The organism is Streptomyces sp. NBC_00090 (assembly GCF_045160815.1).
Lineage (GTDB): Bacteria > Actinomycetota > Actinomycetes > Streptomycetales > Streptomycetaceae > Streptomyces.
The window spans coordinates 1,405,846-1,420,385 of sequence record NZ_CP108224.1; the positions used below are offsets into that span (position 1 = coordinate 1,405,846).

7 protein-coding genes are annotated in these 14,540 nt (G+C 70.2%); 1 reads left to right on the forward strand and 6 read right to left on the reverse strand.

Annotated elements, in window-relative coordinates:
- Positions 1–264: 264 nt before the first annotated feature.
- Complete coding sequence (locus tag OG361_RS06070; RefSeq protein WP_405852278.1) at positions 265–3,114, forward strand: glycosyl hydrolase family 95 catalytic domain-containing protein; 2,850 nt, start codon at positions 265–267, stop codon at positions 3,112–3,114.
- A gap of 69 nt (positions 3,115–3,183) precedes the next feature.
- On the opposite strand, the gene OG361_RS06075 is transcribed toward OG361_RS06070, so the two are convergent.
- The 6 genes from OG361_RS06075 to OG361_RS06100 form a co-directional block, all read right to left on the reverse strand.
- Positions 3,184–4,701, reverse strand: coding sequence for an alkaline phosphatase family protein (locus OG361_RS06075; RefSeq protein WP_405852280.1), 1,518 nt, complete (start codon positions 4,699–4,701; stop codon positions 3,184–3,186).
- Between the two features lie 231 nt (positions 4,702–4,932).
- Positions 4,933–6,387, reverse strand: coding sequence for an RICIN domain-containing protein (locus OG361_RS06080; RefSeq protein WP_405852281.1), 1,455 nt, complete (start codon positions 6,385–6,387; stop codon positions 4,933–4,935).
- A gap of 479 nt (positions 6,388–6,866) precedes the next feature.
- Positions 6,867–8,015 (reverse strand): ABC transporter substrate-binding protein, encoded by a 1,149-nt coding sequence (locus OG361_RS06085; RefSeq protein ID WP_405852282.1) that lies wholly within the window; start codon positions 8,013–8,015, stop codon positions 6,867–6,869.
- A gap of 98 nt (positions 8,016–8,113) precedes the next feature.
- A complete protein-coding gene (locus OG361_RS06090) occupies positions 8,114–10,882 on the reverse strand; it encodes a SpoIIE family protein phosphatase (protein ID WP_405852283.1) in 2,769 nt (922 codons plus the stop codon).
- Positions 10,883–10,980: 98 nt separating this feature from the next.
- Positions 10,981–11,796, reverse strand: a complete 816-nt coding sequence (locus tag OG361_RS06095; protein ID WP_405852284.1) for a DeoR/GlpR family DNA-binding transcription regulator — start codon at positions 11,794–11,796, stop codon at positions 10,981–10,983.
- A gap of 169 nt (positions 11,797–11,965) precedes the next feature.
- A complete protein-coding gene (locus OG361_RS06100; RefSeq protein WP_405852285.1) occupies positions 11,966–14,386 on the reverse strand; it encodes an RICIN domain-containing protein in 2,421 nt (806 codons plus the stop codon).
- Between the last annotated feature and the right edge of the window lie 154 nt (positions 14,387–14,540).

A 14,540-nucleotide genomic window follows, 5' to 3' on the forward strand; every position in this document is an offset into this window, starting at 1 on the left:
CGATCGCCGACTGCGCTGCCGCCACACCTCCCGACACCCCCCGGGCAGGTCTTTCTTGCGCACCACGTGCGCGCCCCGTACGACGAACAGCAGGGGGCACGTGCCCATGCGACGCGAACCCGACAGAACAGCGGTGCCCACAGCGCCGCCGGCCGGCAGCAGACCTGCCGGCTCACGCGGGCGCAGCGGTCCGCGTCACCCGGCCGTCGTCCTTGAAGTGGTCCGCCGTGACCTTCGCATCCTGTCGACCCAAGGAGCAGCACCGTGACGTCCGAATCCACCCCCCGACCGCCGTCGGACGGCCGCAGGCCCGAGGTGTCCCGCCGTGGCGTTCTGAGAGCGGCCGCCGCTTTTGGAGCGTTGTTCGCGATGTCGTCGCTGCCCGAGTTCACTCCGGCCGCCGCGGCGGTGACCCGGCCGACCTCGCTGACGCTCGTACCGGAGGACGAGGCGCTGTCGCTCTGGTACCGCTCGCCGGGCCGGGAAGGCGTGATCATGGAGGAGGGCCTGCCCGTCGGCAACGGGCGGCTGGGGGCCCTGGTGTCCGGCGACCCGTCCCGGGACGTGCTCGTCCTCGCGGACGCGACGCTGTGGACGGGGAACGCCAACGCCGCGCTCCAGTCCGACGGGCAGTTCCCCTACGGTACGAACGACTTCGGTGCCTTCGGCATGCTGGCCAAGGCGTACCTGGAGATCCCGGCCCACACCGACTCGGCGGTCAGCGGCTACCGCCGCTCCCTCGACATGAGCAACGGCCTGGCCACCGCCTCCTACCAGCTGGGCGGCGTGACGTACCGGCGCGAGGTGTTCTCCAGCCACCCGGACGACGTGATCGTCGTGCGCCTGTCGCAGAGCGGCGGTGGTTCCTACACGGGGTCGTTGACGCTCACCGGCACGCGGGGCGAGACGGTGACGTCCAATGCCGGCGCGGCGGAGGCGTCGTTCGCGGCGGCACTGCCCAACGCGCTGAAGTACGCGGCACGGGTCAAGGCGGCCGGTACGGGCGGTAGCGTCTCGGCGACAGGCACGAAGGTGACGTTCACCGACTGCACCGAGGTCGTGCTGATCCTGTCCGGCGGCACCAACTACAAGGCCGACGCCTCCGTCGCCTACAAGGACACCGCCCTGGTGCCGCTGACGGTGGCCGGCAGCAAGGCGACGGCCGCGGCGGCGGTGACCGGCACGGCGCTCCTTGCGACGCACGTCGCGGACTTCCAGCGGCTGCAGCAGCGGACGTCGGTGAACCTGGGGGCCTCGACGGACGCGCAACGGGCCCTGGACACCCCCGCACGGCTGGCGGCGCGTTCCGCAGCCGGCTCCGCGCCCGACCCGGAGCTGGAGGCCGCCTACCTGGAGTTCGGCCGCTATCTGACGATCACCGGGTCCCGGGACAGCCTGCCGACGAATCTGCAGGGGCTGTGGGTCGACAGCAACACTCCCGAGTGGATGAGCGACTACCACACCGACATCAACGTCCAGATGAACTACTGGCTGCCCGACCGGGCGGGCCTGTCGGAGTGCTTCGACGCGTTCACCGACTACTGCGTCGCGCAGCTCCCCGGCTGGCAGGCCAGGACGAAGAACCTCTTCCAGGACTCGCGCAACCGGTTCCGCAACACCTCGGGCAAGGTGGCGGGCTGGACTGTGGCCATCTCCACCAACGTCTGGGGCGGCAACGGCTGGTGGTGGCATCCGGCCGGCAACGCGTGGATGTGCAACTCGCTGTACGAGCACTACGAGTACACCCAGGACACCGGCCACCTCGCCAAGATCTACCCGCTGCTCAAGGGCGCCTGCCAGTTCTGGCAGGCACGGCTGATCACGACGACCGTCACCGACCCCGTGACCGGCGCCGCTCGCCAGGTCCTGATCGACGACCACGACTGGTCCCCGGAACACGGTCCCGAGAACGCCCGGGGCATCACCTACGCCCAGGAGCTGGTCTGGCAGCTGTTCAAGAACTACCAGGCCGCCGCGGCGAAACTCGGCAAGGACGCCTCCTACGCCTCCGCCGTCGCCCAGCTTCAGAGCAAGCTCTACCTGCCCGAGGTCAGCGCCACCAGTGACTGGCTGGAGGAGTGGATGAGCGACGCCAACCTCGGCGAGACCACCCATCGCCACCTCTCCGCCCACATGGGCCTGTTCCCCGGCGACCGCATCAGCCTGCAGGACTCCCCCGCCGCCCTCGTCGCCGGCGCGACCAAGCTCCTCGAAGCACGCGGCATGGAGAGCTTCGGCTGGGCCACCGCCTGGCGCGCGATCTGCTGGGCCCACCTCAAGCACGCCGACAAGGCGTACCAGTGCGTCATGAACGTGCTGAAGCCCTCCGTCGGCTTCAGCAACGGCTCCGCCATCAACCTCTTCGACATGTACAGCCTCGGCGGCAGGTCGGTCTTCCAGATCGACGCCAACTACGGCACGCCCGTGGCGATGCTCGAGATGCTGGTCCAGTCCCGCCCCGGACGCGTCGAGCTCCTGCCCGCCCTGCCCGAGGCGTGGGCGGCTTCCGGCTCGGTGACCGGCATCGGCGTACGAGGCGGTCTCACCGTCGACCTCGCCTGGTCGTCCGGACAGGTCACGAGCGCCACGCTCCGCGGCACGGCAGGCCGGTCGACCACCGTCGTCTTCGGCGACTGGAGCCAGACCGTGACCATCCCCTCCGGTGGGTCCGTCACCGTCACACCGCCCGCCCAGCACACCGTGTTCCAGCTGATCAACCGCCACAGCGGTAAGGCCGTCGACGTCCCCGGCGCCTCCACCAGCCCCGGCACCGAGCTCATCCAGTACACCCCGAGCGAAGCGGCCAACCAGCAGTTCCGCTTCATCCCCCTGGGAAGCGGCGTCCACCAGATCCGCACCACCGACGGTCTGTCCTGGGACGTCAGCGGCGGCGGCACCGCCGACGGCGCGAGAATCGTCCAGTGGAACTCGACCTACGCCGACAACCAGCGCTGGAAGGTGACCGACACCGGCGACGGACACGTCACCCTCACCTGCGTCCGCAGCGGCAAGGTGCTCGGCATCACCGACCGGTCGACCTCCGACGGCGCCACACTCGAACAGCAGACCCCCGACGGCAGCGCCCAGCAGCAGTGGCGCCGCGTCGACAGATAGGTTCCTCACTCGGCCGGAAGCCGGGAGCGGCCGTGGCGCGCTCCCGGCTTCCGCCTTGTCGGGTGGGTATCAGGGGGTGAGGGTGACCTGGTCGATCGTCCAGAAGGAGCTGTTGGTGCCCGTGTAGCGGAAGGACAACTTGGCGGTGGTGGCGCCCGCCGGGACGGCGACGGTGAGCTTCTCGAAGGCGTTGCGGTCCGCGCGGTAGGACTGCAGGAGCTGCGGGGCGCCGCCGTCGAAGGAGATGTAGACGTCTCCGGTCTGCGGGCCGTCCACCCGGTAGTTCGTCGCGTACGAGACGGTCGCCGTCGCGCCGCCGGTCACGGCGAAGGCCGGGCTGACGAGGGTGGAGTCGAACTGCCCGGCGCCGTGGGCCTTGTCGTCCCACTCGTCGGAGTCGGCGACGGCGAAGACGTTGCGCGCCCGGACGTTGGTCTCGCGGCCCTGGCCCAGGTCGGTGTTGGTCCAGAACTCGTCGGTCGCGAAGGACCAGCCGCGCCACTCGGTCACACCGCCGGTGGGCATGGCCGAGTTGTCGATGGTCCAGCCGGTGGGCGCGGTGGTCGTCCAGCCCTTGAGGGTGGTGGGCAGGGCGAGTTCGTCGACCCGGGTGTTCAGGGCGGGGCGGAGGGCGTCGAAGGCGTCGGGCGTGATGGTGCTGATCGCCTTGCCGTCGAGCTGCCACGCCGGGTCGGCGCTGACCCCGAAGTGGGAGAGGACGGTCGGGGCGATGTCGGTGATCTTGACGTCGTTGCGGACCGACCCCGGGGTGAAACCGGTGCCCTTGGCGATGACGAACGTCTGGCGCTCGCTGGGGGAGTTGCCGCCGTGGCCTCCGCCGGGCAGGTGGCCGTGGTCGGCGGTGACGACGATCTGCCAGTCCTCGTCGGCGTACGTGGCACGGGAGGTGACGGCGTCGAGGATCTGGCCGATCTGGGAGTCGGCGGTGGCGAGGGCCGTCAGGTAGGCCCGGTGCTCGGTGCCGTAGTAGTGGCCGGCACCGTCGACCTCGTCGAGGTGGACGAAGGTGGCGTCCGCGTCGGTGGTCTTGAGCTTGGAGACGGCGGTCGCCGTGGTGTCGACGTCGCTGACACCTCCGAGGCGGGTGTCGACGGCGGGACCGAAGACGGTGTTGGGGATCGGGCTCCAGGTGCCCACGACCAGGGTGTTGTACGCCGGGTTGACGCCCTCCAGGCGGGTGGCGTAGTCGGGGTACAGGTCGTACCGGGCGCCGTTGAAGCTGTTGTCGATGACCTTGTGCTTGTCGGGCCAGGCGCCGGTGGCGATGGTCGACCAGCCCGGGCCCGAGGAGGTGGGGGCCATCGGGTTCGCGTAGAGGTTGCTGGTGGCGGTCATGCCGCCCGCCATGAGGCCCTTGACCTTCGGCATCTTCGCCTTCTCGAACTTGGCGAAGGTCGCGCCGTCGATGCCGATCACCAGCGACTTGGGGCGCTTGACGGCGGCGGTGGCGGAGGACGATTCCTCCTTCTTGCCCGCGGCGTCGGCGTGGGCCGCCGCGGCGATCGGCAGCACGGCTGCCGCGACGGTGACCGCGATGGCGGCGCGAAGGGAACGGGACAGGTGCACGGAATCTCCTTGGGAGGACCGGTGGGTTGGCGCACGACCGTCATGGCCGGATGTCGATGAGCCTGAGCCCGGCCAAGGAGCAACAGATTTACACAGAAGTCCTCGCGGGTGAACAGACGACGACGACTGGTTCAGACCCGTTACTTCCCTGTGATGTCACGAAGGCGCCCCGAACGCGGCGGTGCCCCTCCACCGCGAGGATGGAGGGGCACCCGGAGGGAGGCATCACCGTCAGGCGATGGTCCGCTCCCACTGCTGGTTCTGACCGCTGTTGCAGGTCCACTGGTCGAGCGCGGCGCCGTCGGCGTACGAGTAGTCGGCGACGTCAAGGCACTTGCCGCTGTGCCGGGCGACCAGCTGGTTGTAGCCGGCGTCACCCGTCGGCTCGATCTTCCAGTGCTGGGACTTCGCGGTGCCACAGGTGTTCTGGACGACCTTGGCGCCGTCGTCGAGGGAACCTCCGCTCACCTCGAGGCACTTGCCGCTGTTGCGGGCCATGATCTGGACATAGCCGCTGGTGCCCACGTTCTTGAACCAGTACTGCTGGTTGATGTCTCCACCGCAGCCCCACTGGACGATCTGAGCGCCGTTGGCGGAGTCGAAGTTGGAGACGTCGGCGCACTTGCCGCTGCTGCGGACCGACAGCGTCTCCCACATCACGTTCATGCCGGTCACCTTGCCGGCCGCGGCGTCGATCGTGACCTTGGGCGAGTAGTCCATGGTCATGGTGGTCTTGGTGGGGAACTTCAGCGGGAGCCAGACGTACTGGGAGTCCTGGACCATGCCGCCCATGGAGTTGCCCCAGCGGTCACCCATGTACATGTAGCTCGTCGCCCCGTTGGTGCCCGTCACCGGGAGGACATAGGCCGTCTGGGTGCGGTAGGTGTTCCAGTTGCCGATGTCCTTCAGACCGCTCCACGCACCGGTGATGCTGGTGGCGGTGGCGTACTTCTGCTGGTTGGGCGCCCAGCCCGTGGCGCCGGAGGTGAGCAGGAAGTAGATGCCGTTGCGCTTGAACATCGCGGGGGCCTCCCGCGACCCTCCGGCCCACAGCTTCTTCACCTGGGTGTCGATCGCGGTGTAGTCGGCGGTGAGGCGGTAGACGTGCAGGTCGGCGTTCTCGTTGGCCGCCGAGATCATGTAGCCGGTGCCGTCGGTGTCCACGAAGGTCGTGATGTCACGGGACATGTGGCCGAGCGGGCGGAAGCTGCCCTTCCAGGTGTAGTCGCCGTCCACGGTGTCCGACACGGCGACGGCGGCACGGGCCTCGCTGTAGTCGGTGGCGCTGCCTTCCTTGTGCATCCACATCACGAACTGGCCGGTGGCCTCGTTGTACATGACCTTGGGCCGCTCGATGTTGGCGCCCGCGAGCTCCGGGTCGGTCTCCTGCTTGAGGACGTGGTTGCGGAACTCCCACGTCTTCAGGTCCGTCGAGCGGTAGGCGGAGACGTACCGGAAGCTGTTGTCGGCGTTGCGGTCCTCACCGAACCAGTAGTAGTACTCGCCGACCTTGACGACCCCGCCGCCGTGGGCGTGGACGGGGTTGCCCGCCGGGTCGGTGAACTGGGTGGCGTTATCGACGCTCACCGAGGCCGCGTGAGCGGTGCCCGTCGCACCGACGAAGGACAGGAGGAGGGCGGACAGAGCGGCGATGGCCGCCGTTGCCCCAGTTCTCTTACGCGCCATGATCACTTACCTCGTGCTGTGCGGAACCGGCACGTACGGGTCGCGCTCTCGCGGCGAACCGGACGTGCCCGTGCGGGGTGGGGGGTGTGGGGTGTGGATGCGTACAGAGGAGGCGTACGCGAAAGGCGACGGCCGACCGGATCCGCGTGTGCGGCAGTGGGGGTCGGAACAACGCAGCCCGTGTGCGGAGGGAGGTGGCTGCCGTGTTACGGCTGCGTGTCGCCTCTTGATGTTTACGTTAACGCGGGGTGTTGAGAGAGAGTCTGTGAGTACAACCGTGGCCTGTCAAGAGACCAAATTGGGGACGCACGCGCCGACAGACCTCAGGGGCTTCCCACGCCCTCCGCCCCCGGCACCGTTACCGTTGGTCAGCCCGCTGACCAGCTTGACAATCCATGGTCGAAGTCCGCTTTCCCTGCCCGGACCGATGCTCCCGCTCCCGCGCGACCGTCGACGAATCCGGTCCGGTTAGCCGCCGTTCACCCCTCGATGGCCTTTGTCCAGTTCTCCTCCACCACCCGCAGCGCCTTCTTCAGCTGCGCGTCGGTGGGGAAGGTCGGGGGGCCGCCCTCGACCGTCGGCAGCCGCGCCGCCTTGTCCTCGTCGAGAGTGCCGTTCTCCGCCATGACGTCCATGAGCACGGGGCGGGCGTAGCCCGTGAGCCGCAGGTTCTGGCCCTGCGTGCTGGCGAGGTACTCCTGCCACAGACGGGCCGCGGCCGGGTGCGGGGCGTACTTGTTGATCGCATTGGCGTAGTACTGCGAGAAGCTGCCGTCGAACGGGATGGACACCTTCCAGTTCACGTCGGTGCCCCGCAGCTCGTCGATGTGCTTGAGGTTGAGGAAGTCCCACTCGATGCTGACCGGGGTCTCGCCGCGGGCGATCGCCGCCGGATTGGGGTTGCCGCGGTTGTAGTTGCCGACGTCGTCGAGCTTCGCGAAGAAGTCGATGCCCGGCTGGATGTCGTCGAACGAGCCTCCGTTGGCCAGGGCGGCGGCGTATACAGCGGCGAAGGCCGACCCGGCCGTCGTGGGGTTGCCGTTGAGCGCGACCATGCCCCGGTAGTCGGGCTTGAGCAGATCGGCGAAGGAGACGGGGCAGACCGCGACCCGGGTCTTGTCGCAGCCGATGGCCACATAGCCGCCGTAGCTGTTGAACCAGGCGCCGTTCGCGTCCTTCTGGTTCGGCGCGATGCTGTCCCAGTCGGCGACCTTGTAGGGAGCCAGCAGGCCCTGCTCCGCGGCCGACTGGGCGAAGGCGTCACCGAGGTCGAGCACGTCGGGGGCGCTCGCCTTGCCACGGCTCTTCTTGATGTCGTCGATCTCCTGCTGGCTCGACCCGAACGGGTTGCTGTTGACGATCTTGATCCCGTACTTCTTCTCGAAGCCGTCCATCAGGCCGCCGTAGTTCGCCCAGTGGCGCAGCAGGGTCGTCGTGTGGAGCGTGCCCTCCTTCTTCGCCGCCTTGACCAGCGCGTCCATGCCGCCGGCTTCCTCGGCTGAGCCGGCCATGGCGGGGGGCACCACCCGCACGGGCTCGTTCTCCTCCCCGCACGCACCGAGGCCCAGCGCCATGGCGCAGAGGCAGGCGACCAAAGCGACTGCGCGCATCCGGAGAGGTCCGACCATGGCGTCTCCACAAGGGCCAGGGGCAACGGTGCGGGTGCTCCCCAGCCTACTCGCGCGTTCCCGTGCTGTCCGTGCGGAGCCGGCCCGCCGACGGGCCCTCACAGCTCGACGTCGTCCCACTGGCTGAGGATGTCGTCCTCCCCCAGCTGGTCCAGGTCCGGCCCCGCGCCGGGGCCGATCGCCTGGGCGGCCCAGATCGTCTTTCCCCGGGGGGAGTAGCGGGTGCCCCACTTCTCGGCGTACTGGGCGACGAGGAAGAGGCCGCGGCCTCCCTCGTCGGTGTCACTGGCGCGCCGGATGTGCGGGGAGGTACTGCTTCCGTCGGAGACCTCGCAGATCAGGGACGTGCTGTGCAGGAGCCGCACCCGGATGGGCTCGATGCCGTAGCGGACGGCGTTGGTGATCAGTTCGCTGAGGATGAGTTCGGTACCGAAGGCGATGTCCTCCAGGCCCCACTCGGCCAGCTTGCGGGCGCAGGCGTTGCGGACCGGGCTCACGGCCGCGGGGTCGCGCGGCACGTCCCATTCGGCGACCCGGTCGGGGTCCAGGCGGCGGACGCGCGCCACGAGGAGTGCGACGTCGTCGCTCGATCCCGCGGGCAGCATCGTGTCGATGACGGCGGCGCAGGTCTCCTCCGGCGTGCGGTCGGCCCCGCTGAGGGCCTCGCGGAAGGCGTCCAGGCTCGCGTCGAGGTCCCGGCTGCGGTCCTCGAGGAGACCGTCGGTGTAGAGCACGAGCCGCGAGCCCTCCGGCAGGGTCGTCCGGGCCGTCTCCACGGGCATGCCGGCGCCCAGTCCGAGCGGCGGGGAGACCGGGGACGCCAGGTATTCCACGCTTCCGTCGGGCCGGACGACCGCCGGCGGCAGGTGTCCCGCCGTGGCCACGGTGACCTCGCCGGAGACGGAGTCGTAGACGACGCACAGGCACGTGGCTCCGGTGATCATCTCTCCCCCGCCCTCGGACGAATCGTCCTGGACGTCGATGAGGGCCACGAGTTCGTCCAGGTGCCCGATCAGGTCGTCCGGGGAGAGGTCGAGGGCCCAGAAGTTGTGTACGGCGATGCGCAGCCGGCCCATGGTGGCCGCGGCGTGCAGGCCGTGGCCGACGACGTCGCCGACGACCAGTGCCACCCGGGCGCCGGGCAGCGGGATCACGTCGAACCAGTCGCCGCCCACGCCCGACTCCGCGGGCAGGTAGCGGGAGGCCACGTCGAGCGCCTCGTCGTCGGGGAAGCCGCGCGGCATCAGGCTGCGCTGCAGGGTGACCGCCATCGCGTGCTCGCGGGTGTAGCGGCGGGCGTTGTCGATGGAGACCGCGGCCCTGCTCGCCAGCTCCTCGGCGAAGGACAGGTCCTCGTCGGAGAACGGTGTGGAGGCATCCGACCGCCAGAAGTTCGCCACCCCCAGGACCACGCCCCGCGCGCGCAGCGGCACGACCGCCAGGGAGTGGATGCCGTAGAGAAGGATCCGCCGGGCCCTTTCCTCGTCCTGGGCGCGCCATCCGGGCGAGGAGGCGAGATCGCTCACGACCACGGAGCGGCCTTCGCTGACGCTGGTCTCCACCGGCGTTCCGGGCACAAAGCGGATCAGCTCTCCGGAGGGGTAGAGGGGGTGGTCCTCGGTGAGGCCGGCGACCGCCGTCCGGCGCAGCTCGGTGCTCGCCCCGGCCGGTTCCCCACCGCCCAGGACGGGGTCCAGGAGTTCGACGGTGACGGCGTCCGCGAACCTGGGGACCGCCACCTCCGCCAGCTCCTCGGCGGTACGCACGACGTCCAGGGTCGTCCCGATGCGCACCCCGGCGTCGTAGAGCAGCGTCAGCCGCTCCCTCGCCACCTCGGCCCGCCCGGACAGGGAGCGCAGCTCGGTGGTGTCCCGCAGGGTCACCACGCTGCCCTGCTGGCCGCCGAGGGGCAGTGTGGCCCGTTTGTTGAGGGCGAGGAGGCGGTCCGCCGCCAGGTGCACCTCGTCGGTGGCGTTCCGGTCCGATGTCAGGAGGGAGGCGAGGGAGGCGTCGATGCCCAGGTCCGTGACGCGGCGGCCCTCCGCGTCCCCCGGCAGGTCGAGCAGTCGGCGGGCCTCGTCGTTGGCGAGCAGCAGTCGGTTGTCCCGTCCGGTGATGAGCACGCCCTCGCGGACGGCGTGCAGGACCGCGTCGTGGTGTTCGTACATCCGGGTCATCTCCGCCGGGCCCAGGCCATGCGTCTGGCGGCGCAGCCGTCGGCTCACCAGGCCCGTGCCGATGGCGACGAGGCCGAGGGCGACGCCCGCGCTGCCCAGGAAGACGGGCAGCTGCTGGTCCACCGAGTCCCGGACCTTCTCGACCGTCACCGCCGCGGACACGATGGCGACCACCTCCCCCTCGGCGTTCCTGACGGGAGCCGCCGAGACCACGGAGAGGCCCAGGGCGCCCTGGAAGGTGCGGGTGAAGGTCCGGCCGGCCGCCGCTTCGGCGTACGGGCCGATGACGTGCTTGCCGAGCTGTGTGGGGTCGCTGTGGGTCAGGGTGATCCCGTCGAGTTCGTACACGATCAGGGCGTCGATGCCGGCGGCCTGGCGGGCCCCTTCGGCGAGGGGCTGGAGCACGATCGTGGGAAAGTCGCTCTCCAGCGCCTGAACGAGACCCGGAGCGTGCGCGAAGGTCTCGGCGGCGGCGACGGTCCGGTGCCGGGCGTCGGTCAAGGTGTCGCGCTGGGCCTGCACGACGATCGCCACGACCGCGGCGGCGACGAGGAGGACCACGAGAACCAGCTGGAGGAGGAAGACCTCGCGGGCGACGCTGCGCGTGGTCAACCAGGACCCGATGCGCCGCGGGCCCTTGGTGGGGCTTTCGTCGGGATCACCTCGCTTATGACCCGCTTCTCCGCTCATGTTTCATATTATTCATTAATCCCTTTTGGATTCGTGTCCGGCGAGCACGGAAGAACCGCGCCGTCCGGGGCGGCGGGCGGTCCGGGGCGGCGGGAACGTCAGGCGTTTTCCGGGCCGGCCAGGACCAGCCGGCCGACCTCGCGGCTCAGCACCGACCGGGCGTCCTCGGCGAGGGCGTCGTCCGAGACGTAGTAGTCGATCTCGGAGAGCGCGGCGAACCGGCTCAGCCCCACCACACCCCACTTGCTGTGGTCCGCGACCACGGCGATCTGCGTCGCGGAGTCGATCAGCGCCCGGTTGGTCTGCGCCTCGGCGAGGTTCGGAGAGGTGACGCCCGCGCGCTCGGACACCCCGTGGGCGCCCATGATCAGGAGGTCCACCTGCAGCGAGCGGATCGCCTGGTCGGCCAGCGGCCCCACGAGCGATGCGGACCTCGTCGGGGCGCCGCCGGTGAGGAGTACGGTCGGGGCGCCCCCGTCGGGCTCCTGGGCGTACCCGCGCAGCAGGTCGGCGACGGGCAGCGAGTTGGTCACCACGGTCAGACCGGGGATGTACCGGAGTCCGGCCGCCACCGCGAAGGCGGTCGTGCCGCCGGAGACGGCGACGACGCTGCCCGGCTTCACGAGGCCGGCCGCCGCCGTGGCGACCGCGGCCTTGGCCCTCGACTCCAGGTTGACCTTCGCTTCAAACCCGGGTTCCTCGCCGGTGGTGGTCGTGGAGGTCGCGACGGCTCCTCCGTGCACCTTCTCCAGGGAGCCGGACCGGGCCAGCGCCTCCAGGTCCCGCCGGACGGTCATGTCCGAGACCCCGAGCTGTTCGACAAGGCTGGCCACGCGCACGGCGCCGTCACGGCGTACGAGGTCGAGGATCACCGCTTGCCGCTGCAGCGCCAGCATCGACTCCCCCGTCCCCATGTCGTCCGCCTCGGGTGGGAGCCGGTCGACGTGAGGCCCACCGAAGTCATCACATCCGAACAGAATACATTCCTCCGTCTGAGGGGGGGCGGCTCGCACCACCCCGGCCGGTGAACGCCGGAAAGGCCGGTCCGGAAGCCGGGTGGCTTCCGGACCGGCCGGGGCGCTGCTAGGAGAGGCTGAGCTGCTGGTTGGCGCCCGTGCCGCAGGCGTACTGGACGACCTCGGCGCCGTTCGCCGTGGAGGCGCCGCTCACGTCCAGGCACTTGCCGCTGTGGCGGGCCAGCAGGGTGATGAAGCCGTCGGACGACTTGTGCACCGACCACTGCTGGTTGGCACCGCTGCCGCAGGCGTACTGGAAGACGATCGCGCCGTCGGCGGTCGACTCGTTGGTGACGTCGAGGCACTTGCCGCTGTGCCGGGCGACCACGTTGACGTAGCCACCGCCCGCGGGACGCAGGGACCACTGCTGGTTGGTCGCACTGCCGCAGTTGTACTGGACGACCTGGGCGCCGTCCGCGGTGGACGCGCCGGTCACGTCCAGACACTTGCCGCTGTGCCGCATGCGCAGGGGCGTCCAGGTGTCCGCGGCGACGGAGCGGAAGGTCCAGGACTGGTTGGACCCGGTCGTCGGACGGTAGACGCCGACGGGCGCACCGTCATTCGTGGACTGGCCGCTGACGTCCAGCAGCTTGCCGCTGGCACTGTTGACGAGGGTGTAGTGTCCCTCGCCCGTGGTGGACAGCAGCCACTTCTGCTCGGCGGAGGTGCCCGAGCTCACCATGGCCAGGGCGTCGCCCTGGGCCGCGAGCGCCTTGCCGCTGGCGACGCTCGTGATGCGGTAGGCCGCGGTGTTGCCCCAGTCGGTCGAGGCGAGCTTGGTGAACTTCCACTGCTGCGACGTGGTGCCGGGGCTGGAGGTGCGCTGGACCAGCGTGCTCTGGCCGCCGCTCGTGGCGACGGCGAGGGCCTTGCCGCTGTTGTCGTTGAGCAGCTGCCGCGCGGCGCCGGTGGGGGCCGTGGTGTCGTTGACGTTCACGCCCGTCGCGGCGGGCAGGACGAACGTCGTGACGGAGCCCGCGCCCACGGTGGCGGTGAGCGTCTTGCCGACGGGGGCGAGGTCGCTCTCGCGCTGCAGGTCCTTGGTGCCGTCGGTGGTGTAGCGCTGGACGGCGCCCGTACCCACGTTCTGGAACCCGGCGAGGTTCAGGGTCAGCCGCTGGGGGTCATTGGTGGGGTTGGTGTGGACGACGACCGCGCCCTGGCCGGCCGGCCGCAGGGCGGCGAAGGTGTCGGCGTTGTCGGTGTTGATGACGCGGGCGCCCGGACGGACGAACTTGGTGTAGTTCGCCATCGCCCAGTACTTCTTGTTCTTGCGGATCGGCTCGGTGGCCGCGTCGGCCGGGGTGAAGTCGGTCTGGATGAGGCCCCAGTTGGAGTTCTCGTGGTCCGGCGTCATGTTCTCGTAGTCCTCGACGGCCTGCCACAGGACCCAGGCGCGGGGTTCCAGCTCGCGGAAGTCCTCGTTGACGCGCTGGGTGAGGTCGAGGGCGGGGCTCATGTCGGTGAAGCTCTGCCCGACGCTGCCGCCGAGGTCCACCTCGGACATCCACAGCGGCTTGGCCGAACCCTTGGCGATGTCACGGACTCCGGTACGGCCGCCGGTGCTGTACGTGTGGGTGTTGAGCTGGCCGAGCGCGGCCTTGGCCGCCGTGTCGTAGGTGTCCCAGTTGGTGCGGAAGGTGTTCGGGTTGGTCTCGTCCATGGCGGCGATGGGCGTGGTGATGCCGTCGGCGTTCAGCCGGGCCCGCATGGTGGTGTACATGCGCGACTGGGAGGCGGGGTCCCAGTGGGAGCCTTCCTGCCGGCCGCCCGCCCCCCAGTAGCTGGTGTTGGGTTCGTTGATGGGGGAAAGGGTGTTGAAGGTGACACCGGTGGCGTTCTGCGCGCGCTGCATCGCGCCGGAGAGGTATGTGGCGAACCGCTCGTACTGGTCGGAGCGGAGGTTGTCCCACCCGGCGTTCCAGTTGCCCGAGACGAGACCGCTGTTCGTCATGAAGTAGGGCGCGGAGTTGGAGAAGGCCTCGAACTTGTCGGCGCCCCGCGCCTTGGCGGCGGTGAGCCACCAGCGCTGGTTGGCGTCGGCGTTCGGGTTCCAGTGGGTGGGGTTGTTCGGGTCCCACCAGTCGGGGGACTCGGCCCCGGGGCGGTTCCAGTAGCCGGGGACGGCGGCGCCGGCCCGCATGTAGGGGGTGGTCTCGGGGCTGTCGCCACCGCCGATGTTGTAGCGGGCGATGTTGAGGCCGAGGCCGTCCTGGCCGTAGAGGGCGTCCGCGAGCGCGTTGCGCTGGGCATCCGGCCAGCCTCCGGTCACGTTGGCGAACCAGGCGAGCGCGGTGCCCCAGCCCTCGAACGGCTGCTGCTGGTAGCTCGGGTCGGGGCGGACGGTCACCGCCTGCTCGGTGCTCGCGGCCGCCGCGGTTGTCACGGGCGTGAGGCCGGTCGCGAGGAGCGCGGCCACGGCGGCGGTGCCCAGGACCGCTCCGCTCCTGCGCATGCGGTTCGGGGGTCGTTCACGGGTGGAGGGCATGGTCGATCTCCCTGACTTCATCATTGATCGCCGAGGGGGCCGCGGGCGACGGGGGCCGGCGCGGCCGGGCGGTGCGGGTGCGGGTGCGGGACGAGCGGTCGTGGGTGGGGCAGGCCCCGACGGGGGGCGGGGCCTGCCCGGTGCGGTCCGGACG

What these genes read in the sequence shown, in the direction of transcription:
- OG361_RS06080 (WP_405852281.1), bottom strand. Translation starts at nt 6,387, where the DNA reads ATGGCGCGTAAGAGAACTGGGGCAACGGCGGCCATCGCCGCTCTGTCC.
- OG361_RS06085 (WP_405852282.1), bottom strand. Translation starts at nt 8,015, where the DNA reads ATGGTCGGACCTCTCCGGATGCGCGCAGTCGCTTTGGTCGCCTGCCTC.
- OG361_RS06090 (WP_405852283.1), bottom strand. Translation starts at nt 10,882, where the DNA reads ATGAGCGGAGAAGCGGGTCATAAGCGAGGTGATCCCGACGAAAGCCCC.
- OG361_RS06095 (WP_405852284.1), bottom strand. Translation starts at nt 11,796, where the DNA reads ATGGGGACGGGGGAGTCGATGCTGGCGCTGCAGCGGCAAGCGGTGATC.
- OG361_RS06100 (WP_405852285.1), bottom strand. Translation starts at nt 14,386, where the DNA reads ATGCCCTCCACCCGTGAACGACCCCCGAACCGCATGCGCAGGAGCGGA.